This window comes from Pedobacter sp. KBW06, assembly GCF_003852525.1.
Taxonomy (GTDB): domain Bacteria; phylum Bacteroidota; class Bacteroidia; order Sphingobacteriales; family Sphingobacteriaceae; genus Pedobacter.
Window position 1 is genome coordinate 552,652 of record NZ_QAJL01000004.1, and the last position, 17,149, is coordinate 569,800.

14 protein-coding genes are annotated in these 17,149 nt (G+C 43.0%); 5 read left to right on the forward strand and 9 right to left on the reverse strand.

Annotation, left to right across the window (positions count from 1 at the left end; genetic code table 11):
* Together DBR43_RS24605 and DBR43_RS24610 are read left to right on the forward strand one after the other, a co-directional pair.
* Entirely contained in the window at positions 1 to 1,158 is a 1,158-nt protein-coding gene (locus DBR43_RS24605; protein WP_124585809.1) for an acyltransferase family protein, read from the forward strand.
* Positions 1,159 to 1,389: 231 nt separating this feature from the next.
* Positions 1,390 to 4,248 carry a M16 family metallopeptidase gene (locus tag DBR43_RS24610; RefSeq protein WP_124585811.1) on the forward strand — a complete coding sequence of 953 codons (2,859 nt, stop codon included), beginning with the start codon at positions 1,390 to 1,392 and terminating at the stop codon, positions 4,246 to 4,248.
* 75 nt (positions 4,249 to 4,323) lie between these two features.
* Here DBR43_RS24610 and DBR43_RS24615 read toward each other — a convergent pair whose 3' ends face one another.
* Entirely contained in the window at positions 4,324 to 5,877 is a 1,554-nt protein-coding gene (locus DBR43_RS24615; protein ID WP_124585813.1) for a glycoside hydrolase family 10 protein, read from the reverse strand.
* 186 nt (positions 5,878 to 6,063) lie between these two features.
* On the opposite strand from DBR43_RS24615, the gene DBR43_RS24620 reads away from it, so the two are divergent.
* A complete protein-coding gene (locus DBR43_RS24620; RefSeq protein ID WP_124585815.1) occupies positions 6,064 to 6,972 on the forward strand; it encodes a hypothetical protein in 909 nt (302 codons plus the stop codon).
* Here DBR43_RS24620 and DBR43_RS24625 read toward each other — a convergent pair.
* Genes DBR43_RS24625 through DBR43_RS24640 form a run of 4 tightly spaced genes read right to left on the reverse strand, consistent with a single transcriptional unit; the run spans position 6,964 to position 12,664 of the window.
* Positions 6,964 to 10,680 (reverse strand): sensor histidine kinase, encoded by a 3,717-nt coding sequence (locus DBR43_RS24625; RefSeq protein ID WP_233603195.1) that lies wholly within the window; start codon positions 10,678 to 10,680, stop codon positions 6,964 to 6,966. The two genes, DBR43_RS24620 and DBR43_RS24625, sit on opposite strands and share 9 nt — an antisense overlap.
* Before the next feature lie 7 nt (positions 10,681 to 10,687).
* Complete coding sequence (gene fabD, locus DBR43_RS24630; RefSeq protein WP_124585817.1) at positions 10,688 to 11,584, reverse strand: ACP S-malonyltransferase; 897 nt, start codon at positions 11,582 to 11,584, stop codon at positions 10,688 to 10,690.
* Positions 11,585 to 11,605: 21 nt separating this feature from the next.
* Positions 11,606 to 12,241, reverse strand: a complete 636-nt coding sequence (folE, locus tag DBR43_RS24635; protein WP_124585819.1) for a GTP cyclohydrolase I FolE — start codon at positions 12,239 to 12,241, stop codon at positions 11,606 to 11,608.
* Positions 12,242 to 12,253: 12 nt separating this feature from the next.
* Entirely contained in the window at positions 12,254 to 12,664 is a 411-nt protein-coding gene (locus DBR43_RS24640) for a 6-pyruvoyl trahydropterin synthase family protein (protein ID WP_074613030.1), read from the reverse strand.
* A 72-nt stretch (positions 12,665 to 12,736) separates the two neighbouring features.
* Between DBR43_RS24640 and mqnB the strand changes: the two genes are divergently transcribed.
* Together mqnB and DBR43_RS24650 are read left to right on the forward strand one after the other, a co-directional pair.
* A complete protein-coding gene (gene mqnB, locus DBR43_RS24645; RefSeq protein WP_124585821.1) occupies positions 12,737 to 13,369 on the forward strand; it encodes a futalosine hydrolase in 633 nt (210 codons plus the stop codon).
* Positions 13,370 to 13,420: 51 nt separating this feature from the next.
* Entirely contained in the window at positions 13,421 to 14,266 is an 846-nt protein-coding gene (locus DBR43_RS24650) for a menaquinone biosynthesis family protein (RefSeq protein WP_124585823.1), read from the forward strand.
* Between the two features lie 5 nt (positions 14,267 to 14,271).
* On the opposite strand, the gene DBR43_RS24655 is transcribed toward DBR43_RS24650, so the two are convergent.
* The 4 genes from DBR43_RS24655 to gldD are packed head-to-tail and all read right to left on the reverse strand — an operon-like array spanning position 14,272 to position 17,149.
* Positions 14,272 to 14,649, reverse strand: a complete 378-nt coding sequence (locus tag DBR43_RS24655; protein ID WP_074613033.1) for a hypothetical protein — start codon at positions 14,647 to 14,649, stop codon at positions 14,272 to 14,274.
* A 4-nt stretch (positions 14,650 to 14,653) separates the two neighbouring features.
* Positions 14,654 to 15,886 (reverse strand): ABC transporter permease, encoded by a 1,233-nt coding sequence (locus tag DBR43_RS24660; RefSeq protein ID WP_124585825.1) that lies wholly within the window; start codon positions 15,884 to 15,886, stop codon positions 14,654 to 14,656.
* Positions 15,887 to 15,900: 14 nt separating this feature from the next.
* Positions 15,901 to 16,542, reverse strand: a complete 642-nt coding sequence (locus DBR43_RS24665; protein WP_124585827.1) for an MBL fold metallo-hydrolase — start codon at positions 16,540 to 16,542, stop codon at positions 15,901 to 15,903.
* 22 nt (positions 16,543 to 16,564) lie between these two features.
* Positions 16,565 to 17,149, reverse strand: coding sequence for a gliding motility lipoprotein GldD (gldD, locus tag DBR43_RS24670; RefSeq protein ID WP_124585828.1), 585 nt, complete (start codon positions 17,147 to 17,149; stop codon positions 16,565 to 16,567).

Here is a 17,149-nt window from a genome sequence, read left to right on the forward strand (position 1 = left end):
ATGACCTCTTCTCCAAACCTGCAGGATGCCCCTGCCAGATTACTGTCTCTGGATTTTTTCAGAGGCGCCACCGTTGCAGCCATGATCCTGGTGAACAATCCCGGAGACTGGGGAAATATTTATGCACCTCTGGAACACGCCAACTGGAATGGCTGTACACCAACCGACCTGATCTTCCCCTTTTTCCTTTTTATCGTGGGGGTTTCCATCGCTTATGCCATGGGCAGCAAAAAAACAGATCCGGCAACACATCAAAAGACAATTTTTAAAGCCATAAAAAGAGCAGTGACCTTGTTTGCATTAGGCCTGTTCCTTTCCTTATTCCCAAAAGTATTTACCGACCCCATAGCTGCCTTTCAGCATGTTCGCATCCCGGGTGTCTTACAACGCATAGCGATTGTTTTCCTGATCTCTTCCATTATCTTTCTGAAGAACTCCGAAAAAAACATCTTTAGGATCATGATCATTCTCCTGGCCGGGTACTGGGCCATCATGACCTTTATCCCTGTCCCTGGTGTGGGCTATGCAAACCTGGAAAAAGAAACAAATTTAGGCGCATGGATAGACCGTGGCCTGCTCACAGAAGCACACCTCTGGAAATCTTCAAAAACATGGGACCCGGAAGGATTACTGAGCACCATTCCGGCAATTGCGACGGGCTTATTTGGAGTCCTTGCTGGCGTTTACCTGAAACGTAAAGACCTCGATGCCCCGACCAAAATAGCCTGGTTATTTTCTGTGGGATGCCTTGCCATTGCCCTTGGACTCATCTGGGACTTACAGTTCCCCATCAATAAACAACTCTGGACAAGCTCATTTGTATTGTATACCGGTGGCCTGGCAACTGTCATTCTTGCGCTGTGCTACTGGATCATCGACATCCAGAAATACAACCGCTTTACCAAACCCTTTGTCGTTTATGGCGTCAATGCCATTACCGTATTTTTCCTTTCCGGCTTAATCCCGCGCATCCTGCACATGATCAAATTAAATCAGCCTGACGGAAGCCAGATTGATCTTCAGGCCTGGTTATATTCCGGTTTTACAGCCAGCTTCTCCCCCATCAATGCCTCTCTGGCATGGGCGGTTACTTTTATCCTGTTCTGGCTTTTGATTCTCTGGGTGATGTATATCAAGAAAATCATTATAAAAGTGTAACTCCTTAATTATTAAGGTTCATTAACATTTATTAACATTTCATTAAGGATCATAACTGCTGATTCTTTGCATATTTGTCCTCGTTAATTATTAAACAAAATGTAAATAGTTTCTTAATTTAGCAAAACTTATTAGCTACCTATCCTAGCGGCAATCTGCTGATGTGGCTCGTGCACCACATTAGAGGGAATCGCCATCGCTTCTTAAACATAAAAAAACAAACAATTACCAATGAAAAAGAATCTTCACATTCTGGCCATAGGACTTGTTGCTCAACTGGCTGTTTACAGTCCGGGTTATGCGCAAAAAAAGCCTGTTGCCGCAAAAAAAACAACAACCGTTCAAAAAAATGACGGCAATGTCATTCCGAATGACCCTAACGTAAAAATCGGAAAGCTTCCCAACGGCCTGACTTATTACATCAGAAAAAACACCGAGCCTAAAAAAAGAGCGGAACTTTACCTGGCTACCCGCATCGGTTCCTTAATGGAGAATGACGACCAGCAGGGACTGGCGCATTTCACAGAACACATGGCCTTTAATGGTTCCAAAGATTTTCCAAAGAACGAAATGATCAATTACCTGCAAAGAGCGGGGGTTCGTTTCGGGGCAGACCTGAATGCCTATACCGGTTTCAACCAGACGGTTTACCAATTGCCTATCCCTACGGACAGCACAGAGGTATTCAAATCCGGATTCAAAATCCTGGCCAACTGGGCAGGAAAAATCATCATGGAAGGTGAAGAAATTGACAAAGAACGTGGCGTCATCATCGAAGAAGACCGTCAGCGTGGAAAAAATGCACAGGAAAGGATGAGCAAGCAATTGCTACCCCTGTTATTGAAAGGTTCCCGCTACGAAAACCGCATACCAATTGGTAAAATAGACCTGCTTAAAACATTTAAGCACGACAAAATCAGGGACTTCTACAAAGACTGGTACAGACCAAACCTTCAGGCAGTCATTGCTGTGGGTGATTTTGATGTCAATGAAGTAGAACAATTGATTAAAAAGAATTTCTCTGAACTCACAAATCCGGCAAATCCAAGACCACGTCTGGCCTATGACCTTCCCGACAATAAGGAGCCATTGGTAAAAGTCATTACTGACCCTGAGCAACCTTACAATGTGGCTATGGTGATCTACAAACAACGTGGCGGGGTTACTAAAACAACAGCGGATTTCAGAAAAAGCCTGGCATATTCCATGATCAACAGCATGTTGAGCGCAAGGTTCCAGGAAATTCTTCAAAAGGGAAATGCCCCTTTCCTCTTTGCCCAAACTAGTTTTGGTCCTTATCAGGGCGGTTTAGTCTCTAACATCAATGCCTTCCAGACCACGGTGGTTTCAAGCACTGGTGCGACATTGGAAAAAGCACTGACCGCAGGACTTGCGGAGAACGAACGCATGAGTAAATTCGGATTCCTGCAATCGGAACTGGATGTCGTAAAGAAAAATATCGCTGCCGGTAATGAGCAACGTCTGAAAGAAAAAGATAAAACACCATCTTCCAGCTTCGTACAGAAATACCTGAACAACTTCCTCGAGGGAAGCAGCATCGCATCTACCGAGTATGCTTATGAATTGACGAACAAAACCTTATCGCAAATTACACTGGCGGAAGTAAATGCCCTTGCAAAAACACTGATCACGAAAGAAAACCGCATCATCGTGGTTCAGGCTCCGGAAAAAGACAAAGCAACACTTCCTACAGACGCGCAATTACTCGCTGCTTTACAAAATGCAGGTAATGGCGTAACCGCTTATGTAGACAATTCTGTAAATAAGCCGCTCTTAGAGAAAAAACCTACCGCTGGTAAAATCCTTGCTGAAAAGAAAGTTGAGGTCATAGGCGCCACCGAATTGACGCTGAGCAACGGAATAAAAGTAATATTAAAGCCTACTGATTTCAAAAATGATCAAATTATTTTCAGCTCTTTCTCTAAAGGAGGTACTTCTTTGGCCGGAAATGATGATTATCAGTCTGCAGAAATGGTGAGTTTGATCAGCCAGAGTGGCGTTGGAGAATTTAATCCTTCACAACTCAACAAGCTGCTTGCCGGAAATACCGGAAGTGCGGGTTCTTATGTAAGTGAACTGTATCAGGGTTTCAGTGGCAGTGCTGCTCCAAAAGATCTGGAAACAGCCTTCCAATTGGTTTATGCTTATGCAACCAACCCAAGAAAAGATGCAGACATCTTTAACAAAAACATCAGCGATTACAAAGTCGTCCTGGCCAACAAAAATGCAAACCCTTCCAGCGTATTTGCCGATACCGTACAAGCGGTACTCGCATCCTACAATAAACGCGGAATGCCAACTACCCTGGCTGATCTGGACAAGATCTCCCTGGACAAAGCCTTCACTTTCTATAAAGACCGCTTCGCTGATCTTGGTGAACAAACCTTTGTCTTCGTTGGTAATTTTGAAGTCGACAAGCTAAAGCCACTCATCGAAACCTATATCGCCAGCCTGCCTACGGCCAATAAAAAACAGAATTTTGTAGACAACGGAGTTAATCCTCCGGTAGGAAAAATCAGCAAAACAGTATACAAAGGACTGGAAGATAAAGCCGCAGTAGAATTATACCTGCATGGCGATTATGATTATACTCCGGAAAACAATGTACAGCTGGATGCCCTTAAAGCAGCCCTGGAAATCAAAATCCTGGAACGCCTGCGTGAGAAAGAAAGTGGTGTCTACAGCCCAAATGTTGGCCTGAGTATAAACAAACTCCCTAAAGCACATTATTATTTCACCATCTCCTTCAGCTGTGCAACAGCAAACGTAGAAAAACTGATTGCAGCAGCCTTAGATGAAGTAGAGAAAATTAAAGGCAGCGGAGCAACAGCCGATGACATTAAAAAGTTTAAATCTGAAGAACAACGTCAGATGGAACTGAGCCTTAGAAACAACGACTACTGGTTAAACTACATCAGCAGCCGCCTGAAAAACGGCGAAGACCTGGGCTTATTTTTACAGGAAAAACAAATGATTGAAAAGGTAACTGTAGAAAGCACTAAAGCAACAGCAGAAAAATACCTGAACGAAGAGAATTACATTCGTTTTGTATTGGTTCCGCAAAAATAAAAAAGGACCTCCTTAATACAAAAACGGCCTGATGAGTAAGCTCATCAGGCCGTTTTTTATTTAGATGCCAACGTATTATTCCTGGCTTGCCAGCTCCTTCGTCTGAATCCCGACAGGGCCACTGGGATCACTCTCGTTTTTCAAACGGTCCAATGCCGTTACGAGGTAGTTATATCTTTTTCCTTTCTCCGTTGTTGTATCTAAAAAGAAAGTGAAATCTTCAAAACTGATCTTTAGAATATTCTTTGCATCCAGAATATCAATTTTTTCCCCTTCATTAAAACGGTAAACCACATAGCCGGATGCAGTCTCCCCGTCGCTGGCTACAAAAGGCTTTTCCCATTTCAGGTGAACACCATCATTTTTAGATTCTGCACTGAGCTGCTGTGGCTTATTGGGCACCACATCATCCAGCCATGGCATTTGAGGCGGAAGGGCCGGATACCGGTATAAATCGTGTCTCAATGAGTCTCCGGCAGCGCGGGCCACCGTGGAAAATGATTTTGAACTAAAAAACACACTTCCCTGAACCCGGTTATTTTCCCGGATATACCTGATCTGTGAAGGGATCTGATTTGGCAACCGCCATGCAGCTTCTCCCCGCTGATTCATCAGATAAGCACCCTGTCCGATGTAAAGATGCCTTCCGTAGGCATTGTTCCCCCACCAGTCTACCAGCGTGCCAAAAGGAGCAACCTTACGCGTAAAGCTGAAATAAATCTGTGGGTTGATATAATCTACCCATCCTTCTTTTACCCATTTTCTGGAATCTGCAAAAAGCTCATGGTAATTGGAAAGTCCTCTGGTTGCAGAACCCTGGCTATCCTCATTGTCGTTTTTCCAGATCCCAAAAGGACTGATTCCAAATTTCACATATTTCTTATGGTGATGAATGCTATCGTCCAGTTGTTTGATCAATAAATCGACGTTATTCCTTCTCCAGTCGTTGATGTCGGTAAAACCATTTGAATATTTGCTGAACGTAGCATCGTCATTGATCCGCTGGCCTGCGATCTTATAAGGGTAGAAGTAATCGTCAAAATGAATTCCATCCACATCATATCCTTTTACTACATCCAGAATCACCTGAACGATATACTCCCTTACTTCAGGAATTCCCGGATCAAACTGTTTCTTGCCTCCGTAAGTGAAAAACCAATCGGGGCGTTTTCTCGTCATATGGTCAGGACTTACCACAGTATTCACACTCATCGTTGCACGATAAGGGTTAAACCAGGCATGTAATTCCATTCCCCGCTGATGGGCTTCTTTAATTGCAAATGCTAAAGGATCATAACCCGGTCCCGGGGATATTCCCTGTCTCCCCATCAGCCATTGGCTCCAGGGCTCCCTTGATTTCGCATAAATAGCATCTGCTGCAGGCCTTACCTGTAACAAAATGGCGTTCATTCCATTTGCTTTATGCAGTTCAAGAATACCGATCAGTTCCTGTTTTTGCTGGTCCGCACTCAGCCCGGGTTTGGACGGCCAGTCAATATTCGCTACAGTCGCTACCCAGACCCCGCGAAACTCTCTTTTTGGAGCAATTTTTGATGTACTCTGAGCGTAAAGGATCGTAGGAGTTATTAGGATTAGGGATAATAGCGCATAGATAGTGGTTTTAAACATCTTATGTAGTTTGTGCTTTATTTAAATAAGTTTCATTTGTGGTCATCAGTATACACTAATAGCTGAGACCCTAGCAAGTAAACGATTTTTTTTAAGGTCTCATACAAATAGGGCTTTTTTTTTGCTATTTCCTATATTTTTATACTATGTTCGCGTTTTAAACACATTTAGAGAAGAATTTAAGAAATGTCAGACCAGAATGAGATGGTGAATAAGGGAGACCGCAATAAGATTTATTTCCTGATTGTGGTTATTCTTGCACTCCTTGGCACAAATGCTTACCTGTACTTTAAAGACAGACATCAAAGTCAACGCTTTGTGACGGTGAATACCGAAAAGGACAGGTTAAAACTTGAAGTAGAAAAAATTGAAGCAGAACTTGATAAAGTAAATGCGGTAAACCTCACCTTAACTGAAAAGCTTCAGGAAGAGCAAAAACTCGCAAGAGCGAAAATTGCGGAATTGAAGCTTGCCCTTCAAAATGGAAAACTTACGCAGGGCGACCTTCTGGTGGCACAAAAAGAAGTCAAAGAACTCCGTGAATTTGTAAAGAACTATAGTGACGAAATCATCCGCCTGGAGAAGGAAAACACTTCACTCAGGACCGAAAGAGACAGCTTAAAGGAATTTGCCTACACTGCCAATCAGAAAGCCCAGGACCTGGAGAAAAAAAACACCGCATTAAAAGAAAAAGTTAAAACCGGTGCTGCGCTGAAGGCCGGAAATGTACAGGTGATCGCTTATAAAGTTAAAAACAGCGGCAAGAATGTCGAGGTGACCCGTGCCGGTACCGCTAAGAAGCTGAGCGTATCCTTCACGATCGTTTCAAATCAGCTTGCACAAAAAGATTACCATAAGGTTTATTTACGCGTGTTTGATCCTGCAGGCAACCTGATCGCCGATGGAGAGAACATGTTTGAAGCAGATGGGGAGCAGATGCAATACAGCTCTTCTACTTCCATCTCTTATAATGACGACAATACCTCCTATACCATGGACTGGGTAAATCCAAACCCTTTTATTAAAGGCATTTACTCCATTATTTTATACGCTGATGGCTTCACTATGGGAAGAGCCACGATTTCCTTAAGATAAAGGGAAGCTCAGGTAAAAAGTAGTTCCTATCTCCGCAAAAGATTTAAAGGATACCGTACCCCCGGCATTTTCCACAGCCTGTTTCACAAACGCAAGCCCCAGGCCTGTTCCCGACGATTTAGTGGTAAAATTAGGAACAAATATTTTATCCTGCTGATCAGGATCAATCCCCTTACCATTATCCTCTACCTCCACAAATACGTTTTCCTCATCGTTCATCAGGTTGATCTTAATCACGCACCTGGATTCCGGATCCGCGGCCTCAATGGCATTCTTAAGCAGATTATTAAAGGTCCGCAGCAGCTGGTCTTTATCCCCAAGCACCGTCACTTCCAGCATGGTATGGTTAAAGATATAAATCTCTACATTTTGGGTATTGGTAAAAACATCCCTCGCCTGTTGAATAATTGGAAGCAGGATGAGCTTTTCCAGTTTCGTATCCGGCATCTTTGCAAAATTGGAGAACTCAGAAGCAATGGATGCAAGGCTATCGATCTGCTCAATAAATGACTTATTAAAACGTTCAAATTTCTTCTCAAAATTAGGGTCCTGTTCTTTCCAGGACTTCTCGAGCAATTGCACCCCAAGCTTTAACGGGGTTAAAGGATTTTTGATCTCATGTGCCACCTGTTTCGCCATTTCCCGCCAGGCAATCTCCCGCTCCGAACGGGCAAGCTTACTCGCGCTTTCTTCCAGCGCGGCAATCATCTTATTGTACTCCTTGATCAAAGAACCGATCTCATCATGTCTTGACCATTGAATTGGCTGGTTTTTCTGTCCCAGTTTCGTCTTTCTGATGCTGTCCTGAATGAAAGTAAGCGGGCTCGTAATCTGATTGGCCAGGAATACCGCCAGAATTCCGATCGCCACAAACACCAGGGCATAAATGTTGATCAGGGTATTGATATATAGCCCTATTTTACGTTGATAATCGGCTTCATTTGCATAATAAGGCAATCCTATATAAGCAACCGTCTCATTCATTGAATTCCGGATCGGTGCATAGGCAGAGGAATACGTAAAATCACCGATGCGCTCATTAGGGTCAATATACTCCGACCGCTGCATCTGGCTCAGGTAAATGTAAGCGTCGGCCCCCATTTTACGCCCTATAATCCCAAAATCATAGATCCTGGGTAAAGAAGTATACAGCAGATTTCCCTGCACGTCAAAGAGGTTTAAATAGGCGGCATTGATATCTGCAAACTGATTGAAATCACGGATAGACTCATCACTCATCTTTGGCACACCCGAATTAAAAATACTTTTCTCATAGGAAAGCTGCACTTTTCTTATTTTCTCCTGAATAAAGTCCTCCTGCTGCCGGCGGTATTCATCCCTGATGTAGAAATAGGTAGTCCAGCCCACAATCAATAGTGTTGCGACTACGGAAAGGACAATGGAAAACTGAATCCTGGTTTTGTACAGAATCTTGTTCGCATTGATCATCAGGGAACGGTTGATGTTAAACCAGCCTCCCCAACTCTCATCAATATTCCTCAACACCCAGATCAGGGAGTATAAGGTGACAGAAAAAATGATAAAAACCAGAAAGAAGAAAGACAGGGTCGCTAAACGGACCACGTAAGAGACCTTTTCCTTGCTCACCACGATCATTTTAGAAGCGAGTGGCATATACACCAGATGCGTATATCCGAGGCTGTCTGTGATGATCTGAGGCTTTTTAGGCTCTGCGCGGAACTCTGATCCGGAAAGCTTGTAGGTATATTTCCCGGATTGATTGGCCAGTCTGCCATAATTGTAAAAAGCAAAGGAATAATTGCTGTAATCCTCTTCACTTTTATTCTTACGGTCGATAAGGATATCCGGAAGCTGACTGTTGTAATTGTATTGCTGGGATTTAAGCTCAATCACCAGTGTGCCCAAAATGTGGTTGTCCTGAAAAATAGGGATAATGCCAAAATAATTCTGATACCCGAAGGTATCGTTCAGGCGGTAAAAGAAATTAGATTCCGAAGCTTTTACCGAGCCAGACTGCACGAGTTTTTTATAATAGCTCAAAGGCACCCCCTGCCCATTGATCGAAGAGTCCAGGTTATTGTATTCGTAAAGATTGTATTCAAACTTAGAGAGATAGCCTCCAAGAAACTGTTTATTGATGTGCCTTTGTAAAATATCAGACCTCCTCAATGCGGGTTGCTTGAAATAATCGGCCACAAAACTATCCGTATAAATGCCAACTTCAAGGCTTTCAATAGAACTGATGATTTTCGGATCATCTGTAGATTCCAGCTTCTGAGCAATGGTATACCGCTTAATTTTCTCCTTCGAATCGATAAATTTCAGGTATTTCAGGGAAGACATAAAAGCCAGACAAAAGAAGATCGCCGTAAATACCCCGATGGAAAACCGGTTGTTCTTTACGTATACATTCCATCCGACGATAAAAATAAAGAAGGCATATACGATAAAAAAAACGTTGAATGTCGTGGCCAGCCTGTAGATCAGGTAACCAGCAAAAACCATTAAAAACAGGATCAAACGCTCTTTATTGGTCACATTCAATGGCCTGGTTTGCTCCAGAAAGATAATGATGATCAGGTAGATGTTAAACCAGACCAGGCACAGGATCACAATACTGATCCAGCTGATCCAGCCCAGATTGATGATATTGGTAATGTCAAAATTGATCTTAGAGTTGATAATGAGCCCCAGAAAGATCTGATCGCTCACAAAAGCCATTAAGCCAAAGATGACCAGCAAAACAAGATAAAGCAGCAATCCCGCCGGTTTACTCCTGATCAGCCAGGAAGGCAACTCGTACTGATCCCTATGTTTATAGACAAAATAAATCAGCCAGGTCAGCGCAATCACATTGAGCAGGAAATCGCCCAGGGAGGGTAAAAGAAAACTCTCCCCGTAAATGGTCGGACTGAAAATCAACAGGTTAAACTGATGGTTAAACCAGCCGTACTCCAGATCGGTTACCCTGATGGTGACAAAAAACAGCGCCAGAAGGAAGGTCGCCGGAATCAGGCTCCCCCTTTTCGCCAGCCATACGCAGAAAGAATTGAAGAATAAACAAAAACTAAAGATCCCTATCGCCCAAAGCCAAACCTCAATCGCGGCATAAATACTTTTAGAGTAACCCTGTTTCAGCTTTACCTCAAACAATAAGCTTCCGTCAAACTTATTAATGCCATAGACCTCTGTATCGGTAAAAGAAGCAAGGGATAAAGAGTTGGAAGGCAACAGGTATGGAGAAATGTCATTGCTGAGAAACTGGTTCTGAATCCCGTATTGGCTTTTGACCTCTATCAGAAATACCAGTGCATAATTCCCCTTTGTTTTCCGGATCACCTCATACCAGCCATTGGGGAGTTGCAAAAAAGAAGAACCTTCTTTAATCCCATCCAGGCCGGTGGGGAATGCCGTAAAAGAACTCCAGAACTTTAGTTCGGAGTTCTCATAGGTCAGCAGGTTAATCCCGATGTTCCGGTAGAAATTGATAAAATCAAGTCCGTATTTTTCGTTCAGGTGGAACTGTTTGGCCTGCTCAATCCGCTGTGGATCTGAAAGAAAATCATAAACGATGTCTTCCTTTTGGTGCAGGTTCTCCTGAAGTTCAGCGGCTTCGTGGGTAAGTAAGTCTTTCTTACTGATCGTGTTTTTTAAAGATAGGGCCGTACCAATACAGCAGGCCCCCAGTATCAATAATAAAAATCTGATTTTACCCGCGATGCTCACGTTAATATTAAGCTGGAGTAGTTGCGGAAGTAGTTGCAGAACTGGTTGGAATTGCCCTGTTCACCTTTTTTACAAGGCCTTGTAAGACATTTCCGGGACCAACTTCAACAAACTCAGCAGCACCATCAGCAATCATGCGTTCTATCGTTTGTGTCCATTTCACCGCTCCTGTTAACTGTGTAATCAGGTTGGCTTTTATTTTGGCCGGCTCTGTATTCGGAGTCGGATCTACATTCTGATAGATCGGGCATACCGGAGAAAGAACCGTTACATTTTCAATCGCTTCCTGTAGTTCTACTCTTGCAGGCTCCATTAACGGAGAATGGAAAGCGCCACCTACATTTAGCTTCAAGGCGCGTTTTGCTCCGGCCTCTGTTAATTTCTGACAAGCGATGTCTACTCCTTCAATGCTTCCGGAGATCACAATTTGTCCCGGACAGTTATAGTTAGCCGCCACAACAACTTCGTCAATCTCTGCACAAATTTGTTCTACCACCTCATCCGCCAGGCCTAAAATGGCCGCCATTGTAGAGGGCTGCAATTCGCAGGCTTTCTGCATGGCATTCGCTCTGGCAATCACCAGTCTTAAACCATCCTCGAAAGATAAAGCCGATGTTGCTACCAATGCAGAGAATTCTCCCAAAGAGTGACCTGCCACCATATCCGGCTTAAAGTTATCACCTAATGTTTTGGCCAGGATCACTGAATGAAGAAAAATAGCCGGTTGAGTTACCTTGGTTTCTTTCAGCTCCTCATCAGTTCCGGAGAACATGATGTCACTGATGCGGAAACCAATGATCTCATTTGCTTTTTCAAACAGTTCTTTAGCGACTTCATTTTCGTACAATTCTTTACCCATGCCCGAAAACTGAGCGCCTTGTCCTGGAAATATATATGCTTTCATTTTTATGCTTAGTGTAATTGGTTAGTGTAAGTTGGCAGTGATTAACCTCAAAAACTCTGCCCTAGTTTTATCTTTCGCAAATTCTCCCGTAAAAGCAGAGGTCGTCGTTACCGAATTTTGCTTCTGAATTCCGCGCATGGCCATGCATAAGTGCTTACACTCAATCACAACGGCTACTCCTGCAGGGTTTAAAGTTTCCTGGATACAATCTCTGATTTCATTTGTTAAACGTTCCTGTACCTGCAAACGACGGGCGAAGGCATCTACAATTCTCGGGATTTTGCTCAGTCCAACGATATGACCGTTTGGAATATAGGCCACATGTGCCTTGCCAAAAAATGGCAGCATATGGTGCTCGCACATCGAGAAAACCTCGATATCCTTCACCACAACCATTTGGCTGTAATCTTCTTTAAACATCGCTCCTTTAAGGATCGCTGCCGGATCAAGATCGTAACCATGGGTAAGGTATTGTAATGCCTTAGCCACGCGCTCAGGCGTTTTGATCAAACCCTCACGGGAAGGATCTTCACCCAGCTGAGTTAAGATATCAGAATAATGATTGGCTACGGAAGCAATCTTACCTTCGTTATAACGGTCTATTTTGATGTAGCCGTTCTCTGTTTCATCTAGATGATCTGTATGATTATTATTCATGTCTAAAGGTTATTAACCGAAGTACTCAACAAAGTTGTTTTCAGTTTCGTAAATTTTTATGCAATGAAGTTTTGCACCCGACTCTTCGATAAAGGGCAGCAATTCATCCCATATGGCAATCGCTAAATTTTCTGTTGAGGCCAGTTTACCTTTCATGAAGTCAACATCAAGATTCAGGTTTCTGTGGTCAATTTTATCTACTACATAAGTATTGGTCACGTCTTTCAACCACTTCAGGTCTACAAGAAATCCTGTTTCAGGGTTGATTTCCCCTTTTACAGTCACATACAACTGATAGTTGTGTCCATGCCAATTTGGATTGGCACATTTTCCGTAAACTTCTGTGTTTTTATCTTCAGACCAATCAGGTCTTGACAATTTATGCGCAGCGTTAAATGATGCTTTTCTGGTTATGTATATCATTCTCTGTTATATTGTTGACAAATATACGCAGAAAGCTTAAAGTAGAAAGGTTTAATATCTAACTTAGACTTTATGAAGATACTTTTAGTAGCGGCAACAAGTGCAGAAATATCCATATTAACGGAACATTTTCAATTGGCGGAAGCCGAATTCATGCAAACAGAAAAGTTCGACATCCTCGTTACCGGGGTAGGAATGACCGCAACGGCCTTTGCCCTGGGCAAACACCTGTCCGACCGCTACAATCTTGTCCTGAACCTGGGGATTGCAGGTAGCTTTGACCCCGGTATTCCCCTTGGCACGGTCCTGAACGTGACCACAGACGAGCTTTCTGAACTTGGTGCTGAAAATAAAGGTGCATTTCTGACCATCGAAGAGCTGGGTTTTGGAAAGAGCAGCCATCAGGCGCACAACAACCTGCTGCACTCCGCTTTGTCCGAATTGAGGAAAGTAAAAGGCATCACTGTAAATACCGTTCACGGAACCTTGCAAAGCATTAACGAGATCAAAAAAAGACTTAACCCCATTACCGAAAGCATGGAAGGCGCGGCCGTACTTTACAGCTGTGAAAAAGAAGGAATTCCATGTCTGCAGATCCGCAGCATCTCGAACTATGTAGAACCGCGGAATAAAGACAGCTGGAAAATTGGCCTGGCCATTAAAAATCTAAATGAATGGGCCATTGGATTTTTGACAAACAGCTAACCAAGTCATTTTGGATAGTCCGTACATTTGAAACCGACAAAATAGAGAAAAATGACCTTAAGCCTTGGATTTTCCCCCTGCCCGAATGATACCTTTATCTTTGATGCCCTTATTCATCATAAAATCGATACCGAAGGATTAGATTTCAATGTATCATTTGACGATGTGGAAACCCTCAATCAAAAGGCCATCAAAGGAGAACTCGACATTACCAAATTAAGCTTCCATGCTTTTGCTTACGTATATGAACAATATGCATTGCTGGATGCCGGGAGTGCATTAGGCTTCGGTGTCGGACCTTTATTAATTTCCAAAAACGAATACCTGGCCAATCACCCGGACAACCTGAATAAAGATTTAAGGGTTGGGATCCCGGGAAAATATACGACTGCGAACTTTCTGCTGGGGATTGCCTTCCCCCATTTAACAGAAAAGCAGGAAATGGTTTTCTCAGAGATTGAACAGGCGGTATTAGACAACCGGATTGACCTTGGCCTGATCATCCATGAAAACCGCTTTACCTATATGGACAAAGGACTGCACAAGGTGATGGACCTTGGCAATTATTGGGAACAACTTACCGGATGTGCCATCCCTCTGGGCGGGATTGTGATCAACAGGAACCTGGACCAGGAAACGAAAGAAAAAGTGAACAGGATCTTGCGTAAGTCGGTGGAATATGCTTTTGCCAATCCGAAATCAGGAATTGAGTTCATCAAACAACATTCCCAGGAAATGAGCGAAGAGGTCATGTATAAGCACATTGAGCTCTATGTCAACAAATATTCCATTGACCTGGGCCCGGAAGGCAGGAAAGCAATCGATGTGTTGTTTACAATGGCGCAGGAGAAAGGACTGATCCAGCCGATCCAAAAAGACCTCTATCTGATCCCTTAAAGGCCTTAATTACAAGGCCCGTCAGGAATTTCTTTAGTGATCTTCAATAATTTCGTCACCACCAGGGTAGAATCAAAATCGGCAGACACCATCAGGCTGTCGGACTTGATCACATGGCATTCTACTTCGATATATACCGGCTCGTAAGGTTTTTCAAAATTGAAATTGCTGTAAGCGAGTTCCAGGGTCTTGGCACTATCGGCCACCCAGTATTCGTTCCCCTCTTCGCAATCGGTAAAAGATTTCATCTCAGGACCATAGGTATATAGCCCCTTAATTACCCGGCTTGTACGTTTTTCAACAGATACAGGTTTGGTATTACAGGCTACGATGACAACAGCCAGTAAAATCAACAGGGGCAATGGTTTTATAGATATATTCATGATGTTAGAGATCTTGATTTAAATGGTCTATTTTCTTCACGCTCAGATTAGACGACAAAGCTGATGCCATAAAAGAAAATACCGTTACTGTTAAAAATACTAATAAAAAATCCATCCATTTTAAGCCAATTGGATAGCCATTGGTTAGAATCGGATTGTCTTGTGCCATTTTGACAAAGCCGAATTCCTGTTGAAGCAGACAGAAAACCAGTCCAACGATCAGGCCCAACACACAGCCTGTCATGGTGATCATCATCCCTTCCAGCAAAAAGATCCTTTTGATCAGGCTTTTACCTGCCCCAAGACTACTCAGAACGGCAATATCTTTCAATTTATCAATCACCAGCATCGTCAATGAACCGATGATATTAAAGATAGCAATAATTAAAACAAAAGTCAGGATGATATAAACGGCCCATTTTTCGGACCCCAGGATGTTGTGTAATGCGGTATTTTGCTCAATCCGGTCTTTCACCCGGAAGCCCTCCCCGATTTCTTTTTCTATGCGGGATTTAAATTTATCCGCATCAACATCCTTATTTAAAAGGATTTCTATGGAGGATACTTTCTGTGGCTCTTCCAATAACTTCCTTGCAAATGCCAGGGGTACAATCGCCACGTTATCAAAATCCTGCTGTACTTCAAAAACGCCTGAAACAGGAATGGAGAGCACGGTAAAATCATCGCCCGGATTTAAGGAGCTGGTTGACCTCCCCTTTTTTGGAGAATAGACCTGCAAAGGAAGAAAAGGATCTGTGGTATTGACCATCAGAAAATTCTGAATGGCAGAACCGATTACCGCAAAATGGTTGCCGGATTTATCCAATACAAAATGACCGTCAATAATGGTGCTGTCCAGGCTTTTATTTTTTAAATAATCAGGGCTTACCCCTTTGATCAAGCCTACAGACTGCTTATCGTTGTACCGGAGCAATGCATTTTCAGAAAGGACCTCTACATAAGAATAAATGCCCTCCGTCTTTTTCAACTGGTTAAAATAAACCGTATTGGGCTCAAAGGTTTTTCCCTTTACCGGCGTAATCACCAGTTGTGGGGTCATGGTATTGAACATTTTCAAAACCAGGTCTTCCAGGCCGTTAAATGCAGATAATATAATGATCAATGCAGCACTTCCCACAAACACCCCTACCACAGAAATTGCGGAGATGATGTTAATCGCATTGGTAGATTTCTTTGCAAAAAGATACCTGCGGGCTATGTAAAAGGCTGTATTCAAATCTATTCAGGTAATTAAGACTGTAAAAAAGGATTGTGTTGTTTTTCGAAACCGATGGTCGTAGACTGACCATGTCCCGGATAAACTGTGCAATCATCAGGCAATATAAACAAGTTATTCCTTATGCTATTGATCAATTGTGAATGATTTCCGCCAGGAAGGTCTGTACGCCCGATACTGGTATAGAAAAGCACATCTCCACCGATCAGAAAATTATCTGCCGCAGCATAGAAACACAAATGGGCGGGGGAATGACCAGGTGCAAAGATCAGTTCCAGCTGACTATGACCGAATTTAACCGTCCCACTCTCTCCCAGGAAGACTTCCGGCTCCGGAGAAAGCTCATAATGGAAACCCATCTGAGGTGCATATCCGGGAACAGCTTGCAGAATTTGCAGCTCGCCGGGATGAAACTGAGGTTTCAGGCTCCAGTTGTCAAAAACAAACTTATTGCCCAGCACATGGTCAATATGACAATGGGTATTTAAAAGCAACACCGGCTTCAGCTTGTTTTCTTTGATGAAGCGAACCAATTCATTTTGCTCCTCAGCATCGTACATTCCAGGGTCTATAATCACACATTCCAATGTTTCATCGAATAACACATAGGTATTTTCACGGTATGGATTAAAGGCAAACTGCTGAATACTGATCATAAAATTTAAATATTAAAAGGTATTAATTTTTCCATTTGAAGGTATTGATCATTCGGTCAATGTCCTTCTTTATAAAAGTGACCACCGGCTGAATCGAATCGTATTGCGGCCGTTCATTAAAATACAAAGCACCACGAAAATAATGCTTCACACTATCTGTCAAAAAAAACTGTACCGAGGAAGCTGTATTCCCTTCTATGGCATAATAGATCCCATATACTTTCTTCTCCGGGTAATTGATCAGTTTCTGATCAATCGCATTGGCCTTCACCGTATGTTTAAAGGCAAAGGTTCTCGCATCTTCCACCAGCCCTTCATACTCCTTTTTTGAGGAGACATCGTAATAGGTCAGGTGCAGCCGCGCGTTAAACTGAGGGAAGGAAAGGTTATTCCAGCAAGGCTGAGTGTCTTTGCTGCTGTCTGGATTTAAATTCGCATAGACCGGATAATCGAAAGAAAATGCACATCCCCCATCGTAATGCTGATAGGCTTTTTTTGGAAAGTCAATGTGAAAATACCCTCTTGGCTTTGGTGCATAGTTATTGTTATTACAAGCAGAGAAGGCCAGTAATACGGCAAAAAGGCAGACTGGAAGGTATTTTTTCAT

Coding starts and splice junctions, on each gene's coding strand:
- DBR43_RS24605 (WP_124585809.1), top strand. CDS start 1: ATGACCTCTTCTCCAAACCTGCAGGATGCCCCTGCCAGATTACTGTCT.
- DBR43_RS24610 (WP_124585811.1), top strand. CDS start 1,390: ATGAAAAAGAATCTTCACATTCTGGCCATAGGACTTGTTGCTCAACTG.
- DBR43_RS24615 (WP_124585813.1), bottom strand. CDS start 5,877: ATGTTTAAAACCACTATCTATGCGCTATTATCCCTAATCCTAATAACT.
- DBR43_RS24620 (WP_124585815.1), top strand. CDS start 6,064: ATGTCAGACCAGAATGAGATGGTGAATAAGGGAGACCGCAATAAGATT.
- fabD (WP_124585817.1), bottom strand. CDS start 11,584: ATGAAAGCATATATATTTCCAGGACAAGGCGCTCAGTTTTCGGGCATG.
- folE (WP_124585819.1), bottom strand. CDS start 12,241: ATGAATAATAATCATACAGATCATCTAGATGAAACAGAGAACGGCTAC.
- DBR43_RS24640 (WP_074613030.1), bottom strand. CDS start 12,664: ATGATATACATAACCAGAAAAGCATCATTTAACGCTGCGCATAAATTG.
- mqnB (WP_124585821.1), top strand. CDS start 12,737: ATGAAGATACTTTTAGTAGCGGCAACAAGTGCAGAAATATCCATATTA.
- DBR43_RS24650 (WP_124585823.1), top strand. CDS start 13,421: ATGACCTTAAGCCTTGGATTTTCCCCCTGCCCGAATGATACCTTTATC.
- DBR43_RS24655 (WP_074613033.1), bottom strand. CDS start 14,649: ATGAATATATCTATAAAACCATTGCCCCTGTTGATTTTACTGGCTGTT.
- DBR43_RS24665 (WP_124585827.1), bottom strand. CDS start 16,542: ATGATCAGTATTCAGCAGTTTGCCTTTAATCCATACCGTGAAAATACC.
- gldD (WP_124585828.1), bottom strand. CDS start 17,149: ATGAAAAAATACCTTCCAGTCTGCCTTTTTGCCGTATTACTGGCCTTC.